This window comes from Natrinema pallidum DSM 3751 (assembly GCF_000337615.1).
In the GTDB taxonomy this organism is placed as follows: Archaea; Halobacteriota; Halobacteria; order Halobacteriales; family Natrialbaceae; genus Natrinema; species Natrinema pallidum.
The window spans coordinates 1-10,233 of sequence record NZ_AOII01000006.1; the positions used below are offsets into that span (position 1 = coordinate 1).

General features: G+C 56.2%; 10 protein-coding genes. All 10 read left to right on the forward strand.

Annotated features, from left to right (window positions below):
• The first annotated feature begins 192 nt into the window (after positions 1-192).
• Positions 193-2,817 (forward strand): TraM recognition domain-containing protein, encoded by a 2,625-nt coding sequence (locus C487_RS00260; protein ID WP_006183648.1) that lies wholly within the window; start codon positions 193-195, stop codon positions 2,815-2,817.
• A 354-nt stretch (positions 2,818-3,171) separates the two neighbouring features.
• Complete coding sequence (locus C487_RS00265; RefSeq protein WP_049907736.1) at positions 3,172-4,428, forward strand: phage NrS-1 polymerase family protein; 1,257 nt, start codon at positions 3,172-3,174, stop codon at positions 4,426-4,428.
• A 193-nt stretch (positions 4,429-4,621) separates the two neighbouring features.
• A complete protein-coding gene (locus C487_RS00270; protein WP_006182422.1) occupies positions 4,622-4,897 on the forward strand; it encodes a ribbon-helix-helix domain-containing protein in 276 nt (91 codons plus the stop codon).
• Positions 4,878-5,171 (forward strand): type II toxin-antitoxin system RelE family toxin, encoded by a 294-nt coding sequence (locus C487_RS21865; RefSeq protein WP_006183650.1) that lies wholly within the window; start codon positions 4,878-4,880, stop codon positions 5,169-5,171. The genes C487_RS00270 and C487_RS21865 overlap by 20 nt, the downstream gene beginning before the upstream one ends.
• Before the next feature lie 242 nt (positions 5,172-5,413).
• Positions 5,414-5,644 carry a UPF0175 family protein gene (locus C487_RS00275; RefSeq protein ID WP_006183651.1) on the forward strand — a complete coding sequence of 77 codons (231 nt, stop codon included), beginning with the start codon at positions 5,414-5,416 and terminating at the stop codon, positions 5,642-5,644.
• A 125-nt stretch (positions 5,645-5,769) separates the two neighbouring features.
• Positions 5,770-6,063, forward strand: coding sequence for a PadR family transcriptional regulator (locus C487_RS00280; protein WP_006183652.1), 294 nt, complete (start codon positions 5,770-5,772; stop codon positions 6,061-6,063).
• A 200-nt stretch (positions 6,064-6,263) separates the two neighbouring features.
• The gene (locus tag C487_RS00285) at positions 6,264-6,623 is read left to right on the forward strand and encodes a MarR family transcriptional regulator (RefSeq protein WP_006183653.1); all 360 of its coding nucleotides are present in this window, start codon (positions 6,264-6,266) and stop codon (positions 6,621-6,623) included.
• The gene (locus C487_RS00290; protein ID WP_006183654.1) at positions 6,620-6,961 is read left to right on the forward strand and encodes a hypothetical protein; all 342 of its coding nucleotides are present in this window, start codon (positions 6,620-6,622) and stop codon (positions 6,959-6,961) included. Before C487_RS00285 ends, C487_RS00290 begins: the two co-directional genes overlap by 4 nt.
• Before the next feature lie 710 nt (positions 6,962-7,671).
• Positions 7,672-8,568 (forward strand): SOSS complex subunit B family protein, encoded by an 897-nt coding sequence (locus C487_RS00295; RefSeq protein ID WP_006183655.1) that lies wholly within the window; start codon positions 7,672-7,674, stop codon positions 8,566-8,568.
• A gap of 839 nt (positions 8,569-9,407) precedes the next feature.
• A partial coding sequence (locus C487_RS00305) for a GTP-binding protein (protein ID WP_006183657.1) occupies positions 9,408-10,233 on the forward strand: 826 nt, incomplete at its 3' end.

The following is a 10,233-nucleotide window of genomic DNA, read 5'->3' on the forward strand; positions in this document are numbered from 1 at the left end:
GGAATGGATCTTCAGAACACAAATCCAGCTTTGGTTCGTCGGTAACTCACGATCCAGCATCAGTTAGCTCCGGATGCTTTGTGAGGTACTGAGACTGGCTTTCGTGAGGCTCCGCTCCGATTTGACTCGCTCTTCCGGCACAACTGGATTGCAGGGACGACCGGCTACGGAAAGACGACTCAACTCTTGAATATGATGGTGCAGTGGGCGTATTCGGGCTACGGCTTCACGTACTTCGACCCGAAGGGCCGTGATTCTCGAGAACTCCTCCGGATGCTTCCCAAACACCGTCTCGAGGACGTGGTCTGGATCGAGCCCGGGTCGACCACCCACGAGAACACGGTCGGGATGAATTTCCTCGAGGTGCCCGACTGCGAGACGACTGAGGAACTCGAGAACGAGATCGAAAACCGGGTCGAGAACCTGAAAGCGGTCTTCGATACCTCCGACTACTGGGGCATCAACATGGAAGCGATCACCGAGTCGATGGCTCGGGCGATGATGAAATCCGAGCAGCCGTTTTCGGTCATCGATATGTATTTCATCTTACTGAATGCCGACCGTCGCGAAGACTTCGCACTCGATGTCGAGGATCCCTATATCCGAGAATTCTGTCTCGAGATTGCGAATATGGAAGAGGAGACGGTCCGCCCACTCTTGAAACGGATCAAGTCCTGGGTCGAGAACTCGGTGATTCGCCGGATTATCGCCCATCGCGAGAGTACAATCAACTTCCGCGATATCATCGACAACGATCGGATCGTTATCGTTCGAACGCCGGTCGAGAATACGGACATCAAGAAGATGGTTACCCTCGGCGTCATGCGGAATTTGTGGAGTGCGATTCAGCGGCGCTCATACGAACTCGATACCGAGCCAGAACCTTACTTCGTTCTCTGTGATGAGTTCGACGATATCGCGAGCGACAATCTCGATATCGAGTCAATGCTCGCCCGTGCTCGGTCGATGCGGTTGTCGGTGACTCTGGCTTCGCAGTATCCCTCTCAGTTCGACGAGGACACGCTGAAGGCGATGCAGAACAACTGCGATAACCTGCTCACGTTCTCAGTCAACGACAGTGACGATGCCGAACTGTTGATGAAACGCTTCCGTGACTATACGGCAGAGGACCTCATCACGACCGACCAGTTCAAAGTCTGGACACGGATCCCGCTCTCGGGTGGGCGCTACTCTGAACCGGTCTTGATCCGGACGTTTCCGCCATACCCACCCCTTCGGGAACCAGATGCTGTCGATCGAATCATCAAACAGAGTCTCGAGCGGTATGGGACTGATCCGCTAACGGACGCTGAAATCCTGCAGGATCTCATCTATAGCGATTCGAACGAAGCAGCGAACCCCACGCAGATTCTCGAGGAGACGATGGCGGAAGCCGTTCGTGCAGTTCAGATTCGAGAACGCGTGCGAGCGGAAAACGGCTGGGTCGATGTCACTACCGTCGACGAGGAACTTGCAGCCCGCCTCGAGGATACTGAGCCTGAGATCGACGTTGCACCCGAAGAGTTGCCTGACGTTCGTGAGGAATCCCGGTTACTCGAGGTGACGCTGCAAAGCGACGACATCGTAGCTCGGCTCACTGACGACGGAGAAACACTGGTCCAACCTGAGACGGGCACTGTTCGATCAGCCGGTGGGCCGAGTCATGATGCAGTCCTTCTCGAGACGGAAACAGCGCTTACAGAGCGTGGATTCAGTGTTGAAATCCTCGAGCAGGATGGCAGCGAGCAACCCGATGCAGTCGCGACCCATCCCGATCACGACGTCGTGTTCAACATTGAGGCTGAGACAACGACACCGGAGCGGCCCGTGAAGGTCTTACAGAATCTCAAGCGAGCCCACGAAGCGGATCGAATCCCGATATTCGTCGTCCGTCCCGGTGACTCCGAAACGGAGTGGGCGACTCGAGTTGAGAATATCCTCTCGCCACCGCTGCAAGAGCGGGCTGATGGAACTGAACAGTTCTATAACTGCGACGAGGTTGTGACCTTCGGTGGGGGTGCGACCGCTCACGGTGGCGTTACTGCCGTTCGTCCCAAGACGTCTGAGACGAATCGGACGGTTTGGACACGAGAGAATGGTGAGATAATCCTTTCAGATGGTGAAACAGCGTTTGCTCGCGTCCCAGATGAAGGTCCACTCTCGAAAGACAGTGTGCCAGCCTACTATAGCCATGATCGTGAAGCCGGGCAGTATACTGTCTACGAGGCTGGAGAAACCCATGTCTATGACTCGAGAGACGACTTTGAGGATGAATGGACGCTGATCAAACGACCGTTTGTCCCTGATATCGAGCTACTGGAGACAAACATTTCGCGTGATAGCTATATTGTATTGATTCTCTCAGAAGACGGCAGTCCAATACTCTTCCACCGTGGAGAGACGCGTTCACTGTCGAAGGACTCTGGTGATATGGAGTTATGGCCCAGTACCTCGACCGATGCTTCGACTCACTCTGAGAGGTCGACTTCGAATCAAGGAGCGGAGACCCAACTGGATGGGTTAGAATCAGATGTATCGATGGATATCGATCCGAATAGCGATGGTGTGGAAGCGTTCGCAGCAATGTATGTGAGGGAAATTGATGGAGCGCAAGTGCCGAAGAACGAACTCTTTCAAGCGTACTCCAACTGGACTGATCTCCATGACCTAGATGGAACGAATACGGTCTGGTTCGGACGGAAACTTGCGAACGCTGTTGACTGTGACAGTGATCGCGTCAGAGATGGCGACGATAAAGTGAATGTCTACACCGGAATCGACCTGACAGCCGAGGGGAACCACCTACTCGACCAATGATAAATAACATATTGGTTATAGAAATTGGTTGCGATGCTACGTGGCTCGTTTCCACTTGTGGATTGTTCAGTAATTTGGCCGTATATAGTCCTCTCTACTGTCTATTCCCCTCTTTTGTATCTCTTGTCCGGGGTAATTGTTTGTCCGGGGTAAACCGATCCACGGGTGTCCGGGGTAAAAACCACCAGACGGGGGTACTGTCCAGGGTAAAATCCGGCCAAAAACCAACTAGTATACAACGGGTTGCACCCGTTGGACAGGGTCACGGACAGTCTACCAGCCAATGGCATGTTTATAAGCATACTGATAGGTGGTATGCGACCAGATGGACGCGAAGTACGAGGCGGATCGGCGATGTCTGAACAGACAGTTTCGGTACTCCCCGAGCAGTTACGTGAGCGTGACCAGTGGGTCTGCTGGCGAGAAAAACCTCGAGACGGGAAGCCGACCAAGATTCCGGTGACACCTGGGAATGGCGAGTTCGCCTCCTCGACGGATCCAGACACATGGGCGTCGGTCGAAACTGCGCTCGAGTACGCCGATTCGGGAGATGCGGATGGCATGGGGTTCGTGTTTACCGACGATGATCCCATTGTCGGCGTGGATCTCGATGATTGCCGAGACCCGAAGACCGAGACCGTCGACGATGCAGCGCAGGATATCATTGAGCGACTCGACTCCTATACGGAAATCTCCCCATCGGGAACTGGGTTTCATGTGCTCATCGAGGGAGAGCTCCCAGACGGCCGGAACCGGCGTGGAAGTATCGAACTGTACGACACGGCCCGGTTTTTCACCGTGACTGGTGACTCCCTCGAGGAGATGCCCAGTCGCGTTGCTCGTCGACAGGATGCACTCGAGTCGATTCACCAAGAGTATGTCCAAGATACCGATACTGACGCGAAATCCGAATCCGGGCATCGAGGCACAACTGACGAGCAGGTGCCGACGGACGAGGGAGCCGATATCGACGTTGACCTCGAGGACGAGGAGTTGCTCGAGAAGGCCCGAAACGCGTCAAACGGGTCAAAGTTCGAGCGCCTCTGGAAGGGGAACATTGCTGGATACGACAGCCAGTCGGAAGCGGATATGGCGCTGTGCTGTCTGCTGGCGTTCTGGACCGGCGGCGACCATACTCGAATGGATCAACTCTTCCGGCAGTCAGGACTGCTCCGGGAGAAGTGGGACGACGTGCACTACGCCGATGGATCGACGTACGGCGAGAAAACCATCGAACGAGCGATTACAAGCACGTCTGAGTTCTACGATCCGGACGCTCGAGACGACTCGAGTGAAGCGAGTTCCAGACAGAGCGAGTCGTCGACCGCCGGCAGTCGTGACGAACCAGCGGAAAATCATGCATATCTGGTCGAGAAGAATCGACTGTTGACTGACCGCGTCGACGACCTCGAGGCTGCGCTCGAGGAGAAAGACGAACGTATTGCGGACCTCGAGGCGACCAACGAAGCGCTTCGAGAACAACTCAGAGACTGTCAGGAGACACTCGAGCGTCGTGATCAGGCTTCGAACCCCGAGATGGATGAGGCCAGTGCTAATGAAGGCGACTCGATCTGGGGCCGTGCAAAGCAATTCGTTGGGGACGGCGACTGAAACCCGATTCATCGCTCCCCGCCGGGTTTATCGACTCCCGGAGGGGTGAGGAGTTCAACGATGACTGTAATCAACCAGGGAGACGAACAACGCATTGCGTGGTTGTACGGACCGGTTGTGAGGTGTGGCCATAATCTGATTTCAGCAATCTCGACGGTACTATTTTGTGTATGTACTACGAACGTACAAGCGTATGTCCGAAGCTGAAACCAACAATGGTGATCCTGAGATTGAACGAATCAACCTTCGGATTTCCCAGTCTTTCCGCGAGGTCGTTGATGAGACGTGGCGCGAGCGGGGATTCAATAGCCGAAGTGAGTTTATTCGCTACGCACTACGAGAGTCAGTGAATCATCCGGAGGGTGCTGGGTTCTGGAAGGACCTTGCAATTAGTGAAGCACAGTTTGATGACGGTGAGAGCCGCTCGAGCGAGGAAATCAAAGCAGCATATGGGTCCGACGACGAATGACGCCGATTGGGAGTGGGCATTTTCGTCTCGAGCGGAAAACCAACTTGCGCAGTTACCTACAGAAACACAGGACCGAATCATCACGAAACTCGATGATGTCGTGTCCTCAGAGTGGCGCGAGCCAGCTGACTTCCTTGAGCCATTGACTAATTCGCCGTACAAAAAGTTACGAGTTGGGACCTATCGACTGGGGTGTCGGCTTCGATCGGAAGAACGCATCTTACGCGTGGAGAGCGTTCGGAAGCGAGACGGAGCATATTCAGCGGATGATTGATAAGTTGTTGAGACTCATAGTGTGGAGAGTTCAACTATAATACCTGAATGAAACGTTCTAATGGCTACTATAGTCCTCGCTTCTTGGATCGATAGCTGAGTTGGGCACTCGTAGTATGGAGTGGCAGCCTCTCGAAACACACTCGTTACTGGCATATTCAGGAATTGCCAGTCAACTCAAATCGACGACGTCAGACGAGGACACACTAATGACGCTGCCGCTCGAGTACACACCTATAACCCATGACAACTGATCGTTGCAGCCCCCATATCGACCATACTGAGGAGTTCGCCACTACTATCGGGCTCTACGTGCTCGGTGAAATCTCCCTAGGGAAGGCTGCAGAGCGAGCTGGTATCACCCGCTGGGAGATGACAGAGATTCTCACTGCAGCCGGTGTTGAGATTCGACTTGGCCCACAGACCATGGACGATCTCAAGGACGAGCTCGAGACAGCGCTCGACATCGAATGAGCGAGTCGTCCGCTGTGGTTTTGTCAAGATCTGAGACTCGCTTCTCACGTACATGCTATCCCTGAATCACGTTTTCTTTCACCAGTTCTCGGAACGCTTATAGCTCTATACTCAATAATTTCGATATGTACGATTTGACTGGCTTTCAGCGTGATGTCCTGTATACGATTGCCGGCCAAGACGAACCCCACGGGCTTGCGATCAAAGACGAACTCGAGGAGTACTACGAGAAGGAGATCCATCACGGCCGGCTGTATCCCAATCTCGACGAGGTCGTCGACAAGGGTCTCGTCGAGAAAGGCCAACTCGACAAGCGAACGAACTACTACACGATCACGGCCCGCGGCCAGCGCGAGCTCGAGGCCCGTCGCGAATGGGAAGACCAGTACGTCGGTGGATTCACCTCGAGCGACGAGTAACTAGTTCGACCGGGTATCGGAGGACGGACCCTCCCTCGTCCGAATACGCCGTTTCCTCGGGTGCCGCGCTTGGTCGAATCGAACAGATTCTCCCGTCTCGAGTCTTGTTGTGACGTGTAGTTGATATGGAGTGTTTCTCCTCGCTATCGCTGTAACAAACATCCCAAACAGATATGGATCAACGGCACCAACATCAATCTATGTCGAGCGGCACCATCGATATCGACGAGTTCGAGAACGCCGACGACGACGAATTCGAGGGCCGAAATAACACCGAGCAAATCGTGCTGTTCCTGGACGAGAACGACGACCGAGCGTGGAAGGCGGCGACGATCGCTGAACAACTTGAGCTGGATACAGACGCTGTCAGTGCGATTCTCTCGCGACTGAAGGAACGAGGTCTTGTGCGGCACAAGCGCCCGTACTGGGCGATCACAGACAACGAGGAACGGCTCCGAACCGCCTACCGACTTCACCAGCACCACCAGACTGCAGACGAACAGTACGGCGAAGAGCATCTCGAGGAGTTGAAAACTGACGAGATGGAGGAAGTACGGTGACGGCGTTCGATGAACTGAAACGTGGTGACATTATCTGGGGGACCGATCCGCTCTCGGACAAAGGACGTCCAATGCTCGTTCTGGGAACACCTCAGTTCCCAAACCACGGTGTACAGCTCATCACCGTCCTAATCTCCACAAAGGCGTATCATGAAGAATCACTCACGCTCCGCGACGACGACTACGAGGGCGATCCACTCGGAGAACAGAGTCACGTACTTCCGTGGTCGCTTGCGACCCTCAACAGTGCCGCAGAGGTCGAACTTCATATGACGTCTCTTATCGAGGAACGCACTGAAGACATCGCGACACAATCGATCGGCTACATCTCCTCCTAAGGGAACTTGCTGCCATCAACGATCGTACCGGAACCACATGAACTGCTCTACCAAGGGCTGGGAAACGCCCCGCAGCAAGTACAAGCGGTTTATCAAGACCCGTGCGTCGCTACTAGACTCTCGATATTAAGGGATTTTCGGCTGACGAGTTCCCGTGGGAGCAGAGCTTTCCCGGTGATCAAGATGGCCTCGCCCTCTCTGAGTCCGCTAGGCATCGGTTGTGTGACCGAGCGTCGAATCCGGATAGACGGTGTTTCCCAACGGCCCGCCCCGCTCGCCTCTGCCGCCTGCCGGTGAGCAAAGCTCACCGATGTCTCGTTCGCTTCGCTCACGAGACCTCCGCGTCGCTCGCGACCGACCATTCCGGGCTGCCTGCCTGCAGTCGCGGGCGGGCTGCCGGGCTAAAATGCATGTGCCCTCGGCGCCAGCACCAAGCGCGCTTTCGGTTGCGTCTCTCTCGCTCCTGACGTCGCTCGCTCGACGGACGCGAAACCGGCTTGTGTGCTGGCCGCTTGCTCCGGGCGGACGGCGCGCGGTGCTGGTTGGGTAGCTTCCCTGAGGCGCGCTCTCGCTCGCGCCCAATAGGGCGCTCGCGAAGGCGCGAGCGAGAGCGCGCAGATGGGTCTGTCGGTCAGTGTCGTCGGAAAACCGCGATGTAGGAGCATCGCGGTGGCAGGCGCGTGAGCGCCTTCGGAACTGGTTGTGTTCCAATGTCTAGTAACAACTCGAGTAGCAAGGTCGTTACGGTCGATGAACAGGCACTCAAACAGGCGGACGAGCAGGAAGTCGATGACGACAGCTTCCCGGTCGTCGACGAGACGCCAGAATTCGAGGCAACGGTCAAGCAAGAGGTCCAAGCAAAGGTGGATGCAAACCACCCGGATGGCATCGCCGATACAAACGACAATCGAATTCACGGCGTGACCCTCGAGCAGGAAGAGCGGATTCGGGCTCGGGAAGCAGAACTCGAGCGGATCAGTGCACAAGCCGAGTTCGGACAACAGCAGGGACGAGCGAAACGGGCACGGGACACCGCTGCACGACGAAGTGCGGAGCGGCGTGAACGGTTCCAGAAGCGGGCAGCGAGCGTGGAGCCAATGGCGGATCCAGAGCGGCCGGATCCCCGGAAGAATCTCACACGAACACAACTGGCGGCCGTGAACAAACAGTCGATGCGGTTGGCCGAACGGCTCGATGGCTGGTCTCGAGCGGCGATCAGTCAGCGGCTGGCCGAGGCGGTCGTCGACGGACAGGATCTCACGAGTGCGGTCGTCAGTGTATTCGAGGAGTTGCAGACAGCGCCAGGACAGATCGTGCCGATTGGGAAACTCGAGGACGTGAGCCGACAGAAGGTGAGCATCGAGGGACGTGTCGAGACGCTCTGGGATCCATCGCATCCAAGCATCGCTCAAGTCGGACTCATCGCAGACGACAGTGGCCAGACTCGAGTGACGATCTGGGAGAAGTCAGGAGCGCCGTGGATCGAGGAAGGCGAACGAGTGCGCATTCATGGGGCTGCACGGAACTGGTACGAGGGACGTGTCTCACTGGCCGTCACCGGCTGGTCGACCCTTCAGTTCCCAGAACGCGGTCGGTGGTGGGAGTAGCTGGCTAACGCGGCCTTCTTTTTTGCGACGTGCCAGACCGACCCAGACCCCTCCTCCCCACCCTCCGCTCCGTGCTCGCTCGGGAAGACTCACTCCGTTCGTCTTCCCAGGTCTCGTTCGCTCCGCTCACGAGACCGTCGCTGCGCGCGCAGCAACGACCTCAGAGAGGTCAGCCAAATACNCTCCGTTCGTCTTCCCAGGTCTCGTTCGCTCCGCTCACGAGACCGTCGCTGCGCGCGCAGCAACGACCTCAGAGAGGTCAGCCAAATACTATCCTAGCAGATCATTCCGTACCATGCGGAGGAGATCAGCGACGCTCGCAGCTGGGAGACAAATAGTTACGTGCAACGGGCTCGCTCGTTGCTTGAGGAACCCTGATGCCGTCGCTGCCGCCCACTGATCCAGAGTACGATCCGAGTCCCTAGCTACGGGAGAATCAAGACGATGGCCGAGAGCTCCGCACCTACATCCACAACGATTCGTACACGCTGCAATGGAACGAGCGATCCCGTCTGGAGATTCGCATCGGCATGGATCTCAAAGACAAGTACGAGTTCAGAACGTACGAACGACTTCGGTTGCCAGTTCGGGGCAAGCCGAAGTGGCGTGGAGACGGTGGTCGACTCGAAATCTCGTCCGACTCGGTCGAAGAGAGCAGATCGGATGGCACTGAGGCCGACGAGTTCATCGATCACTGTGAGACACCAGTGCCACCGACCCCACTCGAGGTAGACAGCCGAGCCCGTCGTACCTCTCAATCGAACGTTCCAGTACATCCTGGTAGGGGTTTACCAGTGTCTAGCGCGTATTTCAGATGACGGATCTCGAGACGATTCATCATGAGCACAAATAAACCCCACCAGAATCTGGCCATTATCGGCCACGTCGATCACGGGAAGAGTACGCTTGTAGGACGCCTCCTCTACGAGACGGGGAGCATACCCGAGCACGTCATCGAACAGCACCGCGAGGAAGCAGAGGAGAAAGGCAAGGGTGGCTTCGAGTTCGCCTACGTCATGGACAACCTCACCGAGGAACGCGAACGCGGTGTCACCATTGACATCGCTCACCAGGAGTTCTCGACGGATACGTACGACTTCACCATCGTCGACACGCCCGGACACCGCGACTTCGTCAAGAACATGATCACTGGGGCCTCGCAGGCCGATCACGCCGTCCTCGTCGTCGCCGCTGACGACGGCGTCGCGCCCCAGACCCAGGAGCACGTCTTCTTGGCTCGGACCCTCGGGATCGACGAACTCATCGTGGGCATCAACAAGATGGATATCCCCGATTACGAGGAGTCGACCTACAACGAAGTTGTCGAGGAAGTCAAGCAGTTACTCAAGCAGGTCCAGTTCAATACCGACGACGCATCGTTCATTCCAGTTTCGGCCTTCGAGGGAGACAATGTTTCCGAGCACTCCGACAACACGCCCTGGTACGACGGTGAAACCCTGCTTGAGGCGCTAAACGATCTTCCCGAACCGAAGCCGCCAACGGACGCACCGCTGCGACTTCCGATCCAGGACGTCTACACGATTTCGGGTATTGGTACCGTCCCTGTCGGACGTATCGAGACCGGCCTCCTCAACACCGGCGACAACGTCTCCTTCCAGCCCAGCGATGTAGGCGGCGAGGTCAAGACAATTGAGATGCACCACG